General features: G+C 51.0%; 16 protein-coding genes, 1 tRNA gene and 1 pseudogene. 15 read left to right on the top strand and 3 right to left on the bottom strand.

All coding sequences use genetic code 11. The features are described 5' to 3' along the window. The 9 genes and pseudogenes from Q0339_RS02685 to Q0339_RS02645 form a co-directional block, all read left to right on the top strand. A pseudogene (locus Q0339_RS02685) lies at window positions 1-332 on the top strand (heavy metal translocating P-type ATPase); the annotation flags it as partial. Between the two features lie 17 nt (window positions 333-349). Then, window positions 350-553, top strand: coding sequence for a heavy metal-associated domain-containing protein (locus Q0339_RS02680; RefSeq protein WP_298077246.1), 204 nt, complete (start codon window positions 350-352; stop codon window positions 551-553). A gap of 523 nt (window positions 554-1,076) precedes the next feature. Continuing rightward, on the top strand, window positions 1,077-1,436 hold the full coding sequence (locus Q0339_RS02675; RefSeq protein WP_298077245.1) for a DUF1304 family protein: 360 nt from the start codon (window positions 1,077-1,079) through the stop codon (window positions 1,434-1,436). Between the two features lie 124 nt (window positions 1,437-1,560). Continuing rightward, a complete protein-coding gene (locus Q0339_RS02670; RefSeq protein WP_298077244.1) occupies window positions 1,561-1,989 on the top strand; it encodes a DNA starvation/stationary phase protection protein in 429 nt (142 codons plus the stop codon). 158 nt (window positions 1,990-2,147) lie between these two features. After that, entirely contained in the window at window positions 2,148-3,926 is a 1,779-nt protein-coding gene (locus tag Q0339_RS02665; RefSeq protein ID WP_298077243.1) for a glycerophosphodiester phosphodiesterase, read from the top strand. Window positions 3,927-4,260: 334 nt separating this feature from the next. Next, a complete protein-coding gene (locus Q0339_RS02660) occupies window positions 4,261-5,235 on the top strand; it encodes an asparaginase (RefSeq protein WP_298077242.1) in 975 nt (324 codons plus the stop codon). An 88-nt stretch (window positions 5,236-5,323) separates the two neighbouring features. Beyond that, entirely contained in the window at window positions 5,324-6,160 is an 837-nt protein-coding gene (locus tag Q0339_RS02655) for a DivIVA domain-containing protein (protein WP_298077241.1), read from the top strand. Between the two features lie 57 nt (window positions 6,161-6,217). Then, window positions 6,218-7,792 (top strand): peptide chain release factor 3, encoded by a 1,575-nt coding sequence (locus Q0339_RS02650; protein WP_070755870.1) that lies wholly within the window; start codon window positions 6,218-6,220, stop codon window positions 7,790-7,792. A 29-nt stretch (window positions 7,793-7,821) separates the two neighbouring features. Next, complete coding sequence (locus Q0339_RS02645) at window positions 7,822-9,306, top strand: nicotinate phosphoribosyltransferase (RefSeq protein ID WP_298077239.1); 1,485 nt, start codon at window positions 7,822-7,824, stop codon at window positions 9,304-9,306. Window positions 9,307-9,381: 75 nt separating this feature from the next. On the opposite strand, the gene Q0339_RS02640 is transcribed toward Q0339_RS02645, so the two are convergent. After that, window positions 9,382-9,660: a DUF1827 family protein gene (locus Q0339_RS02640; protein ID WP_035364153.1), complete on the bottom strand. Its 279-nt coding sequence runs from the start codon at window positions 9,658-9,660 to the stop codon at window positions 9,382-9,384. 274 nt (window positions 9,661-9,934) lie between these two features. On the opposite strand from Q0339_RS02640, the gene Q0339_RS02635 reads away from it, so the two are divergent. The 3 genes from Q0339_RS02635 (at window position 9,935) to Q0339_RS02625 (ending at window position 12,263) form a co-directional block, all read left to right on the top strand. After that, a complete protein-coding gene (locus Q0339_RS02635; RefSeq protein WP_023391747.1) occupies window positions 9,935-10,201 on the top strand; it encodes a phosphocarrier protein HPr in 267 nt (88 codons plus the stop codon). Next, entirely contained in the window at window positions 10,201-11,937 is a 1,737-nt protein-coding gene (ptsP, locus tag Q0339_RS02630; RefSeq protein ID WP_298077237.1) for a phosphoenolpyruvate--protein phosphotransferase, read from the top strand. The genes Q0339_RS02635 and ptsP overlap by 1 nt, the downstream gene beginning before the upstream one ends. Before the next feature lie 252 nt (window positions 11,938-12,189). Beyond that, a tRNA-Arg gene (locus Q0339_RS02625) sits at window positions 12,190-12,263 on the top strand. Window positions 12,264-12,341: 78 nt separating this feature from the next. Here Q0339_RS02625 and Q0339_RS02620 read toward each other — a convergent pair. Together Q0339_RS02620 and Q0339_RS02615 are read right to left on the bottom strand one after the other, a co-directional pair. Next, entirely contained in the window at window positions 12,342-13,301 is a 960-nt protein-coding gene (locus tag Q0339_RS02620; protein ID WP_298077235.1) for an Abi family protein, read from the bottom strand. 556 nt (window positions 13,302-13,857) lie between these two features. Continuing rightward, on the bottom strand, window positions 13,858-14,292 hold the full coding sequence (locus Q0339_RS02615; RefSeq protein ID WP_298077234.1) for a PH domain-containing protein: 435 nt from the start codon (window positions 14,290-14,292) through the stop codon (window positions 13,858-13,860). A gap of 159 nt (window positions 14,293-14,451) precedes the next feature. On the opposite strand from Q0339_RS02615, the gene Q0339_RS02610 reads away from it, so the two are divergent. From Q0339_RS02610 to Q0339_RS02600, 3 genes are read left to right on the top strand one after another with little or no spacing between them, the layout of a single operon-like run. After that, a complete protein-coding gene (locus Q0339_RS02610; RefSeq protein ID WP_298077233.1) occupies window positions 14,452-15,807 on the top strand; it encodes a hypothetical protein in 1,356 nt (451 codons plus the stop codon). 5 nt (window positions 15,808-15,812) lie between these two features. Then, the gene (locus tag Q0339_RS02605; RefSeq protein ID WP_298077232.1) at window positions 15,813-17,645 is read left to right on the top strand and encodes a molecular chaperone HscC; all 1,833 of its coding nucleotides are present in this window, start codon (window positions 15,813-15,815) and stop codon (window positions 17,643-17,645) included. Next, the gene (locus Q0339_RS02600; RefSeq protein WP_298077230.1) at window positions 17,638-19,410 is read left to right on the top strand and encodes a hypothetical protein; all 1,773 of its coding nucleotides are present in this window, start codon (window positions 17,638-17,640) and stop codon (window positions 19,408-19,410) included. Before Q0339_RS02605 ends, Q0339_RS02600 begins: the two co-directional genes overlap by 8 nt. Window positions 19,411-19,978 lie beyond the last annotated feature (568 nt).

Here is a 19,978-nt window from a genome sequence, read left to right as displayed (position 1 = left end):
ATGATGCGCCTGCTCTGGCCCAGGCAGATGTGGGCTTGGCCATTGGCCGGGGGACAGACGTAGCCATCGAGTCGACCGACATGGTCCTCATGGGCTCCGACCTGACTAGCGTGGCAACCGCCATCAAGCTTAGTCAGGCCACCATCCGCAATATTAAGGAGAACCTATTCTGGGCCTTTGCCTACAATGTGCTAGGCATCCCGGTTGCTATGGGGCTCTTGCACCTCTTTGGCGGTCCGCTCCTCAGCCCTATGTTGGCGGGCGCGGCCATGAGCTTCAGCTCCGTTTCCGTCATCCTTAATGCCTTGCGACTGCGTCGTTTTAAGGCTTAAGAGTAAAAGGGGAGCTTATGATGGAGAGAACTTATCTTGTAGAAGCCATGAAATGTGGTGGCTGTGCCAAGACTATTGAGAGCCTGCTTAGCCAGGTAGCCGGCGTCCAAGCCGTAACCACTGATCTGGCCAGCAAAAGCGTGACCGTCACCGGTCAGGTAGATCAAGCCAGCTTACAAGCAGCCTTGGCGCAAACTAAATATGTCCTGACTGCTAAGTAGTTGGGTTAAGGAGGAAGACTAGCTCTATGGGGCTGGTCTTTTTCTTTTGGCTTTTGGGGAAGGAAGCCTGTTGTTGGGAGCCAGTGGTCCACTCTGGAGAGTGGACCACTAGCTGGGGTGGGAAGGCCGGGAAAGGGCTGGAAACTTGGGAAAGAGGCAGAGCCAGTGGACCACTTTGAAGAGTGGACCACTGGCTGGGGTGGAGAGGCTGAGAAAGGGCCGGAAACCGGGGGCAGAGGCAGAGCCAGTGGACCACTTTGGAGAGTGGACCACTAGCTAGGGCGGAAAGGCCGGGAAAGGGCTGGAAACTTGGGGCAGAGGCAGAGCCAGTGGTCCACTTTAAAGAGTGGACCACTAGCTAGGACGGAAAGTTCGGAAAAGGGCCGAAACCTGGGAAAGAGGCAGAGCCAGTGGCCCACTAGCAGGGCACAAGCTCCGGCGCCAAGCCCAAGGCTTGACAAGTTAGGGGATCCCTTTTTATACTGACAAGGTTACTAACCAACCAACTTAAAGGAGTTCTACCATGTCTATTATTTCAAAGATTCTCATAACTTTATCAGCCTTGCTTTTCTTCTATATTATGTATTTGGAGACGGTGGCGACGACTTCGCAAGCTACCAGCCGGGTTTTCTCTATTAGTCGGGAGCAGCTGGCAGAGCCTAAGTTCAATACCCTCATGAAAAATCAAGGGGTCTACAATGGCTTTATTGGCGCGGCCTTGCTCTACGCAGCTTACTTTGCCTCGGCGCCTAAGGAGTTGGCCATAGTCTTGCTGATCAACATTCTGGTGGTGGCGGCCTATGGGGCAGTCACTAGCGACAAGGCCATTCTGGTCAAACAGGGCGGGCTGCCTTTCTTGGCCTTGCTCAGTCTACTCTTCTAATAACAAGACCTAGGTTTACATGATTCTTAATAAAAAGTGCATATTCCTTGCTTTGCTATCTGAGAGGTCTATAATGGTAGATAGATAGGGTCATCCTATCAAAAAAGTAAAGGAGTGTTTGATTATGTCAACCGTTCAACGTCTTAACGAAATCACAGCCAACTTAGGTGTTTTGTATGCAAAATTGCATCAACACCACTTCTATGTAAAGGGCCAAGACTTCTACAAATTGCACGAACTTTTCGAAACGCAATATAACGAAGTTCACGAACAATTTGACGAAGTTGCAGAACGCATCCTCATGATTGGCGGCAAGCCAGTCTCAACTTTAGGCGAATTCTTAGCCTTAGCAACCATCAAGGAAGCGCCATACACGACTGAAAAATCAGCGCGCCAAATGGTCGAAGAAACAGTTGCCGACTTCGAGCTCTTCCGCACTCAATTGGAAGAAGCTATCCACTCTGACATCGACGAAGTCAGCCAAGACCTCTTGATTGGCATGAAAGCTGTCTACGACAAGCACTTGTGGACCATGAAGGCTTACTTGGGCTAAAAATATCAATTGAAGGAGTTGGGAGTCGTCTTCCGGCTCCTTTTTTTGTGCTTATTTTTGGCGAATGGCCCTATGATTTTTATCACTTTTATGTTAGGCTAAACGAGACCCAGTTCTCGGGACTGGATAAGTTTAGATTAAGATAATGAGGAAGTTCTATGTCACCTACCCATACACACCACAAAGCCCAACCCATCCGCCAGACCCTAAGTTTGATTAGGCGCCATGCCTTGGTCCTGCTGTCCATGGGGACGGCCCTGCAATTCCTAGTCAGTGGGCTAGGGGCCGGGCTGCTGGTCTATCTCTTCCGGCTGGCTCTGATTGCGGCCGACCAGACCAACCTGGACAAAAACAATATTAGTCATCTGCTGGCTAACCCGCTTAGTATTGGTATTCTGCTGGTGCTGGGGGCGGTCTTCGCCTTGCTCTTCTACCTGGAACTGTCGGCCATGGCCTATGTGATTGATGCCTGTCGCCAGGGCAAGCGCTTGTCCTATCGAGGCTTGCTGACCCATTCCCTGGGCCGGCTTAAATCCTTGAACGGGTTGGACTTTGTTAGTTTTTTTGGTTATTTGCTCATTACCTTGCCAGTCAGTGGCTTGGTCCTCGAGTCCAGTCTGACGGAGGGTATTTATGTGCCGGAATTCATTACGGGTGAATTGATGAAGACCCCCATGGGGACGGTTATGGTGGGGCTGGTTTTTCTAGTCCTATCCTATCTCAACCTGCGTCTGATTTACACGGTTCCCCTCATGGTCATTGGCGACCAGGCCTTCTCCCAATCGCTTAAAATGAGTTGGCAGGCCACGCGCCAGGGCAAGCGCAAGCTAGTGGGCGCCTTGCTGGGCTTTGAAGTAATCCTGGCTATCTTTGGCTTTCTATTTATTATTCTAGGTGCCAGCCTAGCCTTCCTAATCAATACAAAGGGCGATAATCTCTGGTTCCAGGCCGGCGTCCTGACCCTCTATCGGGGCGTCAACTTCGCCTTTGGCCTCTTCACCAAGGTGGGCGTCATGTCCATTCTCTTGATTTTCCTGGGGCGGCCTTTGGACAGTCAGCCTTACTTGCTAGCCCAGGCCAAGGGCAAACGTGGTTGGCGCTTCTACCTCTTGCTCGCCTTGCTGGGTGCCATGGCCTATGGCTCGGCGGCCTTTGAAGTCTTTAGCAGTGGGCTTAACACTAAACAGCAGGTTGTGGCCCATCGGGGCTATGTGGCCGAGGGAGTGGAGAATACTATCCCAGCCCTGGAAGCGGCGGCTGCCCAAGGGGTGGACCAAGTAGAGATGGATATTCTGCTGACCAAGGATCAGCAATTCGTGGTCATGCACGACTACAACCTCAAGCGCCTGGCTGGCATTGACCGCCGGGTTCAGGACATGACCCTGACGGAAGTGGAGGGCTTGACCGTGCGCCAGGACGGCCTGGAGGCCACCATTCCTTCCTTTGACGCCTATGTCAAACGAGCCAAAGAACTGGGCGTCAAGCTCCTGGTCGAGCTCAAGCCTCACGGGGGCGAGCCTGACAATTACGCTCAAATCTTTATCGATAAGATGCGCCAGCTGGGTGTAGAGACCCAGTATAAGACCATGTCCTTAGACCTCAAGGTCATGGAAGAAATTGAGCGGCTAGCGCCAGAAATCGAGACCGGCTATGTCATTCCCATCCAGCTAGGGGGCTTTGGCGACAATCAGGTAGACTTCTTCGTCATCGAAGACTTCTCCTATCAGGACTACTTGGCTGAACAAGCCCACGACCAGGGCAAGGCCGTCTATGTCTGGACCATTAATGACAACGAAAAAATCCGCAAATACCTGCAAAAACCGGTCGATGCCATCATTACGGACCAGCCGGATCAAGTGGCCAGCATCAGACAAAAGCTCCAGTCCCATGAGGGCAACTACTTGGACTATCTGCTACAGTTAGCTTCGGGTAACTAGCTGGATTAACTCAGGCTAACTAGCTCGCTTGGCATGGACTCACTTGCTAGATTGACTTAGGCTAATTAGCTCGGTTGGCTTAGATTCACTTGCCTGACTGGTCTTGTCTAACTCGTTTGGCTAGTTTCAGCTGATGAGTGTGGCTGACTCGGGCTCACTCTTTTCCTAGTTAAGCCAATTTAAGCACACCTAAAAGAGGCCCCAGGGCCTCTTTTTTTAGCCTTGAGTCGGCTATTTTGTAGGGAATTTGTTACAGACACTGGGGGGCATTCATGTTACAATAAGGGGTGCAAGTATTGTATAGCCGATTAGGACCAAAGGAGGGAGGCAAGGGATGAAACGGATTGCCATATTAAACACAGGGGGAACCATCTCCATGAGTGAGGACCAGACCACGGGTAAGGTCTCGCCATCTTCCACCAATCCGCTCAGCCAGGAAGGCAATCTCTTCCGTTCCTTGGCTGACCTAACCATCATTGACTTCTTCCACCTGCCGTCACCCCATGTGACGCCCCAACATATGTTGGAGCTCAAGAACTGGATTGAGGCCCATCAGGCCGATTTCGATGGGGTGGTCATCACCCACGGGACCGACACTCTGGAAGAGACGGCCTATTTCCTGGAGTTGACCCTGAATCTAGACATTCCGGTCATCATTACCGGGGCCATGCGTTCCAGCAATGAAATGGGCTCGGATGGCCTAGCCAATTTGCGGTCGGCTATTGTCACCGCCGTTGCCGACCAGTCGCGGGGCAAGGGGGTCATGGTGGTCATGAACGAGGAAATCCACACGGCTACCTATGTGACTAAGACCCACACTACCAATGTGGCCACCTTCCAGACGCCAACCTTTGGCCCCAATGGGATTGTGTCTAAGAACCAGGTCCTCTACTTCCAGAAGTTGATCCATACCGAGCACTATGAACTCCAGGCGCTGACCAAGCAAGTAGCCCTGCTCAAGGCTTACTCGGGCATGACGGCTGATTTGTTTGATCACATTGTGGACTCAGGCGCCTATGATGGTCTGGTCATAGAAGGCTTAGGGGCAGGTAACCTGCCACCTGCTAGCTTAGCTGGCCTTAAGAAGGTGCTGGCGGCTGGCCTGCCAGTAGTCATGGTGTCGCGGGCCTTCAACGGCATTACGGAAGATGTTTATGACTATGAAGGGGGCGGCAAGCAGCTGCGCCAAGCCGGGGTCATCTTCACTCAGGGCTTGAGCGGGGTCAAGGCTCGCATCAAGTTGCTGGTCTTGCTTAACAGCCAGACGCCGGTTAATATCGCCCAGGCCTTTCATTTAGGGGCAAAATAAGTGAAAAATTATCAAAAAAGGGATGCCAAGGCGCCGTTTTTTTGATAAACTAATAGGGACAGTTAGAATGAGTAGAAAGGTGACCCATATGAGTCAAGTAACCCATATTGGATTAAGCTTCTTCGGCTACAATCGTAGTCAGGTAGAACGCGTCATTGAATCCAAGGATCAGCGCATTAGTGAGCTGGAAAAGCAAGTCGCTGACATCCAAGCACAAGTGACCAAGCTGCAAGCAGACATGGTCAAATACCAGGACATGGAACAAGCCCTTAAGGACGGGATTGTGGATGCCCGCCGCACAGGTAACCAGATTGTCCAAGAATCGACGGAAGAGGCCCAACGCCTAGTCGATCAGACCAACCAACAAGTGGTCCAATACAAGGAAGAGTTCGCCGCCTACAGCCATGATTTGGTGGAAGGCGGGGCCCAGCTTAAGGACCAGCTCAATGAGATGAAGGCCCAAATGATGACTATTTTGTCACAGTATGAAGCCATCCTCAAAGACACTGACTTTGATGCCCTCTATCCAGAGAAGGAAGTCAATCGCTTCAACATCCAGCTTCAGGAATACGTGGCCGACGACGGCTTTAGCCTTAAGGGTCGGGAAGATTTAAGCCACCTCTTACAAGACGGCAGCCTGACTGAAGAAGAGAAGCAGGAATTGAAGAAATTAATCCAGGAAGTGATGACGGTCGAGCCTAATCAAGAGGCGCCCCAATCGAACGCGTCATCAACATCTGCCAAAGATAAGCAAGACCAGGAGGACGACGCCTCCTCTCAGTTCCAAGCAGTCAAGAAAGTTGTCGGGTCTGATCAAGTCTATGAAGAAGCGCCCGTAGGGGAAGAGTCCTCCAGCCCAGTCAGCGAGGCTGACCGCAAGCTCGTCCCTTTTAAACCCAAACACAACAAGAAGAAACGATCATAAGCCTCAAGTCCCGTGTCAACCAACCACGGGCTTTTGCTTACTAAGAAGGAGCCTAATATGAGTTTAACAAGTCAAGTAGCCAAGCGCCGGACCTTTGCCATTATTTCTCACCCGGACGCGGGGAAGACGACCATTACTGAGCAACTCCTGCTCTTCTCGGGGGCCATCCGGGAAGCCGGGACGGTCAAGGCCAAGGGGAAGCAGTCTAAGAAATTTGCCAAGTCCGACTGGATGGAAATCGAGAAACAACGGGGGATCTCCGTTACTTCTTCGGTTATGCAGGTGGACTATGATGGCTATCAAGTCAATATTTTGGATACCCCAGGGCACGAGGACTTCTCGGAAGATACCTACCGGACCCTGATGGCGGTGGATGCCGCGGTCATGGTGGTGGACTCAGGGAAGGGGATTGAGCCTCAGACCAAGAAACTCTTCGAAGTCTGCTCCATGCGTGGGATTCCCATCTTCACCTTCATGAACAAGTTGGACCGGGACGGTCGCGAGCCCCTAGAATTAGTGGCCGAACTGGAAGAGGTCCTAGGCATTGATGCCTATCCCATGAACTGGCCAATGGGTATGGGGAAAAACTTGCTGGGTCTCTACGACCTCTACAATAACCGGGTAGAACTACGCGGTCTGGACGGGGAAGAGGACAGCTATATTCCCCTAGATGAAGATGGGGAAGCCCAAGGCGACCATGCCTTCAAGCAATCCTCTATCTACTCTCAAGCCATGGAAGATGCCCAGCTCTTGTTAGAAGCGGGCAATGCCTTCGACCGTGAGCTCATTAACCGGGGCAAGTTGACACCTGTCTTCTTCGGGTCAGCCTTAACCGGTTTCGGGGTTCAAACCTTCTTCGATGCCTTTGTGGATTTGGCGCCAGCGCCAGCCGCAGTGGAGGCAGAGGAAGGGGTAGTGGTCCAGCCAACCGATGAACGCTTTACTGGCTTTATCTTCAAGATTCAAGCCAACATGAACCCAGCCCACCGCGACCGGATCGCCTTTGTCCGTATCTGTTCAGGCAAATTCGAGCAGGGCATGAACGTGACTCTCAACCGGACCAAGCGGACCATCCGCATGGCTCACACCACGCAATTCATGGCCGATACCCGGGAAGAAGTGCAAGAAGCCGTGGCCGGGGACATTATTGGTCTCTATGATACAGGCAACCTGCAGATTGGCGACACCCTCTACACGGGCAATGCCGGTCTGCAATTCAAGCCACTGCCACAGTTTACGCCGGAACTCTTCATGAAGGTGACGCCTAAGAACGTCATGAAGCAGAAGTCCTTCCACAAGGGGATTGAGCAGCTAGTCCAAGAAGGGGCCATCCAGCTCTACAAGACCTACCACACCGAAGAATACATTATCGGGGCAGTCGGTCAGCTGCAATTTGAAGTCTTCCAGTACCGCCTCCTGCATGAGTACAATGCGGAAGTGGACATGACCCCAATTGGCAACAAGATTGCCCGTTGGATTGACGAGAAGGACCTCAACCCTAACATGTCTTCCAGCCGTAACCTCTTGGCTAAGGACCGCTTCGGTCAGCCGGTCTTCTTGTTCGAGAACGCCTTTGCTGAAAATTGGTTCAAGGACAAGTACCCAGACATTGAATTGAAAAAATTACTCTAATCACTTGCTCATAGAAAGAAGCCAGGCCCATGAATACGCCAGTTACCCTCTTAGCAGATTTCTATAAACTCTCCCACCGGGAACAATACCCAGCCAAGACCGAAAATGTCTACTCAGTCTTGACCCCACGTTCCAATGAACGGGCCCAATTTAGCCAACATGTGGTGGTCTTCGGGATCCAATACTATATCAAGGAATACTTGATCCGACGCTTCAATGAGGGCTTCTTCCAAAAGCCTAAGCGTCAAGTCATCGCCGACTACCAACGCTTCGTTAAGCACTCCCTAGGCTTGGACCCAGTGCCAGTGGCTCATTTGGAGGCCCTGCACGATCTAGGCTTTCTGCCTATTAAAATTTCTGCCCTAGCTGAAGGGACCCGGGCGCCTATCAAGGTGCCAGTTTTGACCATCGAGAATACCCATCCGGACTTCTTCTGGTTGTCTAGCTACTTAGAAACCACCATGCTCAACACCCTCTGGTTGCCGATGACTAGCGCCACTGTGGCGGATGGCTACCGCCGGATTTTGGAAAGCTTCAGCCTGCAAACCACAGGTGGGGTCGAAGGCGTGGACTTCCAAGCCCATGACTTCGGGATGCGGGGCATGAGTTCAGAAATGACCTCGACCGTATCTGGCGCAGCCCATTTGCTCAGCTTCTTGGGTTCCGATACCATCCCAGCCGGTTGCTTCCATGAAGAATACTATGAGGCTGACTGTGAAAAGGCGCCGATTATTATGAGTATTCCGGCCACTGAGCACAGCGTCATGTGTGCCTATGGCGAGGACAGCGAGCAAGAACTCTTCCGCCACCTGTTGACGGATGTCTATCCTAAGGGCTTTGTCAGCGTGGTTAGCGACAGTTGGGACTTCTGGCGCGTGGTAGGGGAATACCTGCCAGCCCTTAAGTCAGTCATTCTGGAACGAGACGGCCGCCTAGTCATCCGACCTGACTCTGGCGTGCCGGAAGACATTCTCTGCGGGACGGTCCAAGAATTTGGCAAGGGCCAAACGCCAGAAGAAAAGGGGCTAATTGAGTGCCTCTGGGATACCTTTGGCGGCCAGGTCAATGACTTGGGCTACAAGATCCTAGATCCGCATATCGGGGCCATCTATGGCGACTCCATTACCCTGGAACGGGCTCAACTGATCTTAGAGCGCTTGGCAGCCAAGGGCTTTGCTAGCTCCAACGTGGTCTTCGGCATTGGCAGCCGGTCCTATCAATCCATGACCCGGGACTCCTTCGGCTTCGCCCTCAAGGCGACCTCAGTGGTCATCGACGGTCAGGAAAAGGCCATCTTCAAGGCGCCTAAGACTGACAAGGGTGGCACCAAGAAGTCGCAAAAAGGCCGGGTGCGGGTTTACCGCAATGACCAAGGTCAGCTGACCTACGAAGACGGCCATACCCGCGAAAGTTTGGCAGGCTGCGACAACCTCTTGCTACCAGTCTTCGAGAACGGCCGCCTCTTGCGCCGGACTTGTCTAGAAGACATTCGTCAGCTGCTCAAAGAAAAATAATAGAAGCAAAAGAGACTGAAAGTTGGCCTTTCAGTCTCTTATTTTTTTATTTTATATAAGAAAAAAACCGCCTGCTTATAGGCGGAGTTCTAACTCGACAAAGTTGTGGGCCTCTAGGATTTCGACATTGTCGCGGTTGTTTTGCTGGAAGAGCTTGGCAATGGCAAAATCAATTTCCTTGGCGCGCACAGGGCGGTTCTTATTGATGACGATGATATTCTTGTGGGTTGGGGCAGCTGAATAGAAGACGGTTGTAGGACCTAGGGTGTAGACCTTAACAATGGATGCGTCCGAACATTCTAGCTGTTTAGTGACCAAGTCATAATGACTATTGGTGACGTCAATCATTTTCATACGAGACCCTCCTTTAAGTCTATTATAAGCCTTTTCAAACCAAAAATATAGGGGAATTTCTAGAAAAAAACCGCAAAGAGACATTTTCATGATAAAAAGCGACTAGGATGGGGCTAAATTAGGAAAGCGTTTAAAAAAATTTCGCCTTTGGGCCATTTTTTCATGCTAGACGGTTGTTCTATCGGGAAAAAAATGTTATCCTAGTACGTGAAGAGATGTAATCGCCATTACATCCTCATCTTCTAAACTATTTTTTCAAAGGAGTTTTTTTGATATGGAAAAGAAAGAATTTCACGTTGTAGCTGAAACAGGGATTCACGCACGTCCAGCGACTTTGTTGGTACAAACTGCAAGCAAATTCTCTGCTGATTTAAACTTAGAATACAAAGGTAAATCTGTTAACTTGAAATCCATCATGGGTGTTATGTCATTAGGCGTAGGCCAAGGCGCTGACGTAACCATTACGGCAGAAGGTGCTGACGAAAAAGAAGCGCTTGAAGCAGTAACTGAAACTATGAAAAAAGAAGGCTTGGCTGAGTAATGACTTACTTAGCGGGTATTGCAGCGAGTGATGGGATTGCCATCGCTCCTGCTTATTTATTAACGGAGCCAGATTTGAGCTTTGAGCGAGTAGCCGTAGCAGACACTGACGCCGAAGTTGCGCGTTTGGATGCTGCCTTGGCTCAAGCCAAAGAAGAGATCACTGCCATTCGTGACTTGGCATTAGACGCTTTAGGCGCCCACGAGGCACAGGTCTTTGAAGCTCACTTGTTGGTATTAGGCGACCCAGAATTAACTGACCAAATCAAAAACACTATCCGTAACGAAAAGGTAAATGCGGAAGCAGCCTTGCGTGATGTAAGTGGCATGTTCATCCAATTGTTCAAATCAATGGAAGACAACCCATACATGCAAGAGCGTGCAGCCGACATCAAAGACGTATCTGAACGCGTACTTGCCGCTCTCTTAGGCGTTAAGTTACCAAGTCCAGCTACTATCTCTGAAGAAGCCATTGTCATTGCCCATGACTTGACTCCAAGTGACACGGCGCAATTGAACAAGAAATACGTTCGGGCCTTTGTAACAAATATTGGCGGACGCACGTCTCACTCAGCCATTATGGCGCGCTCTTTGGAAATTCCTGCCATTGTCGGGACCAAGGAAGTAACCCATGTGGTTAAGGATGGCGACTTACTGATCGTCGACGCCTTAGAAGGTAAAGTACTTGTTAACCCTAGCGAAGCGGAAGTAGCGGAATACCGCCAAAAAGCCCAAGCCTTCGCTGACCAAAAAGCAGAATGGGCAAAACTGGTCTCTGCACCATCCGTAACCAAAGACGGCAAACACGTGGAATTGGCTGCCAATATCGGGACGCCAAAAGACGTAGCCGGTGTCTTGGCTAACGGTGGGGAAGCAGTCGGTCTCTACCGGACTGAGTTCCTTTACATGGACTCTGCTGATTTCCCAACTGAAGATGAACAATACGAAGCTTACAAGGCCGTATTGGAATCAATGGCTGGCAAGCCAGTGGTGGTACGTACCATGGATATCGGTGGTGACAAAGAGTTACCATACTTGGAATTACCACACGAAATGAACCCATTCTTGGGTTACCGGGCTATCCGGATTTCCTTGGACCAACGCGACATGTTCAAGACCCAATTGCGGGCTCTCTTACGCGCGTCTGTTCATGGTAACTTACGGATTATGTTCCCAATGATCGCGACCTTGAGCGAATTCCGTTCAGCTAAGTCCTTCTACGAAGAAGTCAAGGCTGAATTAGTCGCTGAAGGCGTGGCAGTAGCTGACGGCATCCAAGTCGGGATCATGATTGAGATTCCAGCTGCGGCTGTCTTGGCTCATCAATTTGCTAAGGAAGTAGACTTCTTCTCTATCGGTACCAACGACTTGATCCAATACACTATGGCGGCGGACCGGATGAACGAGCAAGTCTCTTACCTCTACCAACCTTACAACCCATCTATCTTGACCTTGATCAAGCACGTCATCGACGCATCGCATGCTGAAGGCAAATGGACTGGTATGTGTGGGGAAATGGCTGGGGACCAAACGGCTGTGCCACTCCTCTTAGGGATGGGCTTAGACGAGTTCTCTATGTCAGCGACTTCTATCTTGAAGACGCGCTCCCTCTTAACCAAGTTGGACTCTCAAGAAATGAAAGCCTTGGCTGACAAAGCCATCAACGAGTGCACCACTGTTGATGAAGTAGAAGCCTTGGTAGCTGAAGCCGTTGCCAAAGCAACTGGCCAAGCATAATAAGCTAAGAATTAGGAGACTAGGACGGTGGTCCTGGTCTCTTTTTGTATGGGCTGGGCTTTGGACTTGGGAGCTAGCTGAGAAGGGGAGGCCAGGACTCAAGTTAAGTAAAAGAGCCGACCGAGAAGGGGCGCTTGCGATGTCTCGGCTTAGGACCAGGCTAGCTCATCTGCCAGCCCAGGCCTGACAGACCTTGACAAAGGCCGTCCCATGCCGTAAAATAGATAGGTATTCGACTTGCGAATACATCATGTCTCAGTAGCTCAGCTGGATAGAGCATTCGCCTTCTAAGCGAACGGTCGGGGGTTCGAATCCCTCCTGGGATGTCAGGGGCACTGTCTATTGCCCCGAGCTCAAAAGCCACCCTTGAACATTGTATTCAAGGGTGGCTTTTCATGTTACTGTCAATCCTTTAAAATAGCTTGGATTTGCTCGGGTAGTAATTTCATTTCTTGAGTTAGGAAATCATTGCTATCAGGGAAAATATGAGAATATTTTAGTAGTAAGTCCTTCAGATTTTGGTCGAAGAGCTTCGCTGGAGTTTTATCATCAAACAAGCTAAGGGCTAACTGGAGTGCATTCCAGTCATTTTTACCGAAGCCTTGTCGATATTTTGCTTCGTTAATCTTTCGCTTGGCGTGGATAGGGGCGCAGAAGGAGACTTTTGCTTTCGACGATTTATAGTTATAGATTCGACCGCTGTGAGCACAACGGTTACGGTAGGCAAGGAACAAATACATTGATTCCATGAAGAAAGTTTTAAGCTCCTCCGTGATGGAGCTTTCTTCCGCTCCGTAGCATCTAGCTATAATTCGACTCTTAATCTCTGATTTTTGAAGTTTGATAAAATTAATGAGATTGCCAAAGGTCATGCCTTTGACTAGAATCCAAGGCGGACAATTGCCATGTGCCTGTTTGTAGTGCTTAAATGGCTGAGTATCATCATGGATGATTTTTTTGAATTTTAGTAATAGCTGATCAAGTTTATAGCCATCTTTGTATTTCTTGCCGTCTTTGTAGTTTGAGCGTTTTAAATAGTCGCTTTCTAAATGGCCGAATGTTTCAGCAATGGTGTAGCTAACGATAGCTCTCAGATTCCTCTCAATGTTTAACATAGTGACTAAGGTATAGTCTCTAAGTGCAGCATCGAAAGAATACAAAGCATAGATATCTTCAAAACATGCCTCGTATATATATTTCTCTGGATTACTTGACTCTAAGAAAGGATCTTTGTACCCATTAATAATTTCGTAGTAGCCGTATCGCTCTAGTATCTTCATTGCTTGTGCCTTATCTTTGAAAGAAAGCCCCCTAGCTTCTAAGATTACGACTTGATCTGTGACGGATCTAAACGGCTTGGTCATTATAATATCCCCCTAAACGCAAAAGACCGTAGATACTAATACCTACGGTCTTTCGGTTGGCAGAACCTCTGCCCTTCATTAAGATTAACCATAGTATAGTACTTTTTGCCAAAAATGTCAAAGCTTTTGCTAACTTTTTTAGCTTACTGACAACCATCTAAATCTATACGGCTAGTTAATCATGTGTTGCTACTTCCTTATCCATTGCCCTCATACGTAAAGACGCATAAATTTATAGGTTAAGCAGTAATTCTTACAAGCAAATTATACTCCTAATACTTAAGTAACTCAAGACCAGTAACACGGAATGAGAAGTTGCTGGAGATTTTGCATACTATATATAGTATTTGAGTAGAGTAGACTATTCTGAAGTTTCCAAACTCAGTTCTAGTTAAAGAATAAAGCTATATAAAATAATCCACCTACTTATATTAGGTGGGTTATTTTCGGTTTTAATGCAAAAACCGAAAATAAGTCCCTTATAATGATGACCTATTTCCAGTTTTTATCTCTGACTTGCTAAATAATAGTTAATTAGCTACTATATGTCTAATCTCTACCCATTAGCCCTTAGCCGGTTCTCATAGGCCAGTTTCATTAACATGGTATAGAGGGGACCCATGTCATAGCGTTTGGGGAATTCTAGGGTCAGGGTCTGACGGCTTTCGGTGTGGGCCTTGAGGCGGATGTTATCCAGATACTCAATGGTCAGTTCGCTGTCATCCAGCATGGCGCCAGCCGTTTCTAGCTCGACATTAATAATGTTCATGAGGAAGATGGTCTTATAGCGGGCCTTCTTGCCGGTGGTGCCTTGGCGGTCGACCAAGAGGATGCGGATATTGGTGAAGATAACCAGGTCCCGAATGAGGGCATAGCCCGCCTGGATTTCCTCCTTTTCAATTAAGAGGTGGCCGTAGTCCTTGGCCAAGCTGTCCTTGGAGACCTCGCTCATATTGCCGGAAAGGCCTTGGAATAAATTGCCTAATACCATACTAATCCCTCCTTATGGATGTTTAGCTCTAGTATAGCAGACCCAGGCGCTCCTTGCCCAAGAAAAGGCCCTAACTTTCAACTGGCCTCAATCTGTAGTACAATAGAAGCACGAAAATCAAGCAGAAAAATATGACCGCGCGACGGAGGGGGCGACAAAATGTTAGCATATGAAATATTGGGCCTAGAGGGTCCCACAGAGGATGAGGCGGTCCTAGAGGCAGCCTATCGCCAACGCTATGAGGAGTGGCAGGAGGATGCCCAGGCTCTGGCCCAACTAGAAGCGGCCTACCAATGGGCCCTCAGTCAGCGGGGGGCTAGCCAGGACATCGCCAGCTTGTTTAATGACCTGGATGATCCGTATGAGCAGTCAAGGACCGACTGGACCGACTTTGACCTGGAAGCCTGGATGGCGTCAGGCCTGTCGGGCCAATTCAGCCAGCAGGTGGCTCATAATCGACTGGTCCAGAACCTGGCCGGGGTCAAGGCCCAATTCAATGACTGGTCAGCCTGGCAGCAACTCCTAGTCGACCAAGCCAATAAGGACTGGCAGGTGCCCCAGGAAGACTTCCTCTTGGCCCTCCAGCAGCTGCCCCTAGAATCATTAGAAAATAAACGGGTACTTTACACCCTCATCGGCTATGTCCCCAGCCTCAAGGGCGACCCTGACCTGACCCAAGCCCTTGGCCAGCGGGTCAATCAGCGCTGGGAAGAGCTGGTGGGCAAGTCCTGGTATCCAACCAACCGTTGCATGCTGCTGGCGGGTCTCATCACGACCATTGGTAGTCTGGCTTGCTTTGGCTTACAGATTTTAATCTGGTTGGGAATCATGATTTGGCCCCAAGCCTATGCCGTCTGGCTGCCCTTGGTGGCCAGCAACGCCTTAGTCTGCTACTGCTTCGAACTAGAGTATAGTACGGTCAACAACTGGGGACACTTCCCTCATTACTTGGATAGCAGGGGCTATCGCTATCTGGCCCTGTCCAGTCTGCCCTTGGCCGGCCTCTATCTGGCTACCCTGGTTTTGGGCCTCTTGGCGGTCTGGCAAGAGACCTGGTTGCCGGCCTTTGGCTGGACCTTTGGCCTGCTGATGGTCTTAGTGGCGGTCCTGCTCTTGGCCCAGCGGGGCTTAGGCATGGGGGCCTTTCACTTCAAAAATCAGGTCTATGATGCGGGCCAACCCATCCTCTATTTGATTTTGGCCGCCCTGGTCTTAATCAGCCTGGTTGCCTGGTTCTTGCGCATGAGCCAGCCTAATTTTTCTATCTTCTTATTAAGTAGCTTCTATTTATATGTCAACGCCAAACTAGACCCGACCAAGAAGCCAGCAGGGCGCTACCTGCTTAACCAGGTCAGCTACCTGATCAGCGTCTCGGCCTTGCTAGTGGCTTGGCGACTCTATCAAGGTGCCTTCTGGCAGGTGCCCAACATTATCTGGTGGGTCATGGCCCTGACCTTAGTTCCCTACCTTGTGGGGGCTTTGCTGGCCAGATTCCAATCGCGTGAAAAGGAGTAAGTATTATGACAGTTATCGGTATTGACTTAGGTACCACCAACAGCTTGGCGGTGGCCTATAGTGACGGACAAGTTCGCATGATTCCCAATAGTTTTGGGGAATATCTGACCCCTAGCGTGGTCTACTACGACGGGTCGGAAATCCAAGTGGGTAAGATTGCACGGGAGAAATTAGTGACCCATCCCCAAGACACCGCCCAACTCTTCAAGCTCCATATGGGGGCCAACCGCCAAATTACCCTGTCCAAACGGGCCTTCCAGCCGGAAGAATTGTCAGCCTGCGTCCTCAAACAGTTGGTGGCAGACGCCGAGGCCTTTTTAGGTCAGACGGTGACTGAGCTGGTTATTAGTGTGCCGGCTTACTTCAACGCGGAGCAACGCCAAGCCACTAAGAAGGCGGGCGAATTGCTAGGTCTCAAGGTAGAACGTCTTATTAATGAGCCGTCTGCAGCAGCCATTGCCTGTCACGAGGCAGATGAATTCGAGACCTTCGTGGTCTTCGACTTTGGGGGCGGGACCCTGGACGTGTCCGTGGTGGACTGCTTCGAAAATGTTATCTCCATTGCGGCTATTGCCGGGGATAACCACCTAGGCGGTAGCGACTTCGACCGATTGATTGCCCAATATGTTTGCCGCAAGGCTGGGACTAACTTTGAAGCCCTCAATCGCCGGACCCGCAACTCTCTGCTCTTGGCGGCGGAGCGGGTCAAGAAGCAATTGTCTGAATTTGAGTCAGTCAATATGCAGGTCCAACTGGAAGGCAAGTCCCACGAATACAAGATTACCAATGAATTATTGGCTGAAATCAGCCAGCCCCTCTTCAAACGCATGCGGGAAGTCATCCGCAAGGCCATTGTGGAAAGTAAGTTTGGCGCGGGCGAACTAGATCGCCTGATCTTGGTTGGGGGTTCTTCCTACATGCCGGTGGTCAATGACTACCTCAAGCGCCTACTTAACCTGCCAGTCGTTAGCGGTCAGAAGATGGACGAGTTAGTGGCCCTTGGTTTAGGTCAGTATATCGGTATCAAGACCCGGGCCCAGGAGGTCAAGGACTTGGTGGTGACCGACATTTGTCCTTTCTCCCTGTCTACTTCGGTGCACAACTATGTGGATGAGGACAAGGATTTGTCCGACGTCCTAATTGCGCGCAACTCTGTTCTGCCAAGTAGCAAGACCCAGATTTATTCGCCAGTCCGTAAGGATCAACCAACCATTCGCTTCAAGGTCTACCAGGGGGAAGCCATGTATGCCAAGGATAATCTCTTCCTGGGCTCGGTTCAGTTGCCGGTGCCTAGCAATGTTGACGATCAGTCCTTCGCGGTCACCTATTCCTATGACATCAACTCCATTCTCTATGTGGAAATCAAGACCGTGGCCACCGACGAAGTTAAGACCTACAAGCTGGGCCCTAACAAGAGCCTGGTAGCGGTAGATGCCACTGACACGGCCCATAAGGAAATCAAGGAGCTGGCTCTACAATTGGCTAGCCAGCCAGAGCGGGATGCCCTCTTTGAACGGGCCCTGCGTCTCTACCAAGAGTTGAATCTGGACCAACAGCAAGCCTTACAACTGACTCTGATGCGCTTCTCCCGCCTCTTTGCCCGTTATCAGAACAACCTGCTCAAGAAGCGGCAGTTGCTGGATTCAACCAATGACTACCTAGACCACCTAGAGTGGGGCTTGGATGCCGGCATGGGCGATATCTTCCGGGATGTGGAGTCTGACTGGGACCAAGATTCGGATTGGGACCAAGAGCTAGAAGCCGAACTAGACCGGACCGTCATGGAATTCCTCAATGAGGATAGTGAAACTGAGGAAGGGGAGGATGCCCATGGCTAAGACGCCCTGGCAAGTCTTAGGGCTAAGCGGGCCAACTGCGGATAAGAAGGCCATTAAGCGGGCCTACGCACAACAAGTTAAGCTCTACCACCCAGAGGACCATCCGGAAGAATTCCAGGCCCTACAGGCAGCCTATCAAGAGGCGCTCAAGCGGGCGACCGACTTAGCTGCCCAAGAAAGCAGAGGGGCGGGGGCGGATTTCTTAGGCGACCAGTCAGCAAGCAATGGCCCAAGCGCCACGAGCAAAGCCGGTCGCCAGCCCGCTCATGCCAGCGAGCAGTCTAAGGCCAAGCCGTCAGATCAGGGGCCAGCCCAGTCGGCCGACCAAAAGCCTAGCCAGTCAACCGACCAAAAGCCTGGCCAGTCGGCCGGCCCAAGTGGCCAGACCAAGTCCCAATGGCAAGCACCTAAGCAAACAGAGCCTAGCTCTGAAAGCAGCTTAGATTGGTCGGATGCCAATCAAGCGCCTGAGGACAGTAGTAGCAGCCAGACCCTGTCCTGGTCAGCACCGCAAGACCAGGAGCCAGTCAGCGACGGTCATTTAAGCTGGCAGGACCAGCCTGAGGACAGTCGCCAGTCGGGCAGCTTTAGCTGGCGGGACCAAGCTGAGGAAGGTCGCCAGTCGGGTAGTCTTAGCTGGCAGGACCAACCTGAGGAAGGTCGCCAGTCAGGCAGCCTCAACTGGCAGGACCAGGCAGAAGAGCGCCGCCAATCGGGCGACCTCAACTGGGATGACAGCCAGTCCGATAGTTCTTTGGGGGACTTGGACGAGTTGGAGGCTGACGACCCCATTTTCTCTGAATTGGAAGACTCCGAGCAGGACCTTTTCCGCCAGGAGGAGCTGGAGCAGGACCCAGAGCCTGCGGACTACCAGCCGTCCATGGACTTCAACCTGGACTATCAAGTTGACATTCAGCAGCTTTTGGCCCCGCTCAGAGGCTTCCTGGATGACCAGGACCTAGAAGAACTGCTGACCAACCAAGCCCTCATGGCGCAAATTAGCCAGCATGGCCAGAAAGAAGAATTAGACCGGGCTCTGACCCGCCTAGTCCTGACCCAGAATCGTCGCAAGCGCAAGCGGGTCAAGCAACTGGCCCAGCAATATGGCCTGATTCATTTGCTTAGGAAGAGCAAGCAGGGCTTCCGCCTGCCTTATTGGCCTATGTGGCGCTTGGTCTTAGCGGGGCTTGCCTTTTTACTGGCAGCGATCTTGGGACGCTTTACCGGTTCAGGCCCTAGCCATCCTATTCCGCCACGCAAGCCAGCGGTCGACGTCGGCAAGTTGGCCGTCATTAGCTATGACCCTATTTCCATTCCGAGTTTTAGTCTGGACTTGTCCGGCCTAGATCAAATGGGGGAGAGTGGTCGCCTTGAAGGGCCAGAGGGCAATCAGACCCTCTGGATTGGGGAAGAAGAGCGCCTGACAGGCATTAAGCAGGCTTGGTCGCTGACCCGGTCTGCCACCCTCTATCAGACCCAGTCCGGCTATGCCCTCCACCTACGGGCCAAGGACAAGCTCATTGACTTCAAGGACTACCAGGACATGCGCCAGGTCAATGCCTTTAATGATCAGGGGACCCAGAAACCGGCCCTAATCGGGCAAGACAAATCCAGCCAGCAATGGTACCTAGTGGACCTATCTTCGGGTCAGGTCCTGGCCGCCATTAGTGGGACGGCGCCTGAGCAGGGTGACACCAGCATGGGCGTCCACTACAGCCAGCAGGGCGACCTAGTCAAGGCCAAGTGGGAGCGCCTGCCCCAATAAGTTCTCAAGCCTTATAGCTAGCCAGCAAGCCAGTCTTGCTGGCTTTTTTGTATGGAGCCAGTGGTCCACTCGAGAAAGTGGGCCACTAGCTCACGGCAAACCGGCGATATCCCCAGGTTTCCGGCAAAAACAAAGGAGCCAGTGGTCCACTCGAGAAAGTGGACCACTAGCTCAGTCAAAACCGGCGAATACCCCTGGTTTCCGGCAAAATCAGAGGAGCCAGTGGACCACTCTGGAAAGTGGGCCACTGGCTCACGTCAAACCGGCGAATCCCCCAGGTTTCCGGCAAAATCAGAGGAGCTAGTGGACCACTAGCTCACGGCAAAACGTCGATTTCCCCAGGTTTCGATTGCTAGCTGCAAGTCACAAGCTCTTAAGACCGGCCCAGACTCAAGGTAAGGGCTTTTCAGTCACTTTCTGTCTCTAAGTCAACAAGAAGATGATAAAAAATCCTGCAAACGCGACCATGCTTGATTTATCAAGGATAGGGCCCCATAAAGCCTGTCAGGGTCTAGCACATGTGTTGACAGATGAGCAGACTTTCGATAAACTTTGATTATCAAATAGT

It is taken from the genome of uncultured Abiotrophia sp. (assembly GCF_938010525.1).
Taxonomy (GTDB): domain Bacteria; phylum Bacillota; class Bacilli; order Lactobacillales; family Aerococcaceae; genus Abiotrophia.
Note: the sequence above shows the minus strand (reverse complement) of the source record. Positions and strands in the feature narration are given on the sequence as shown.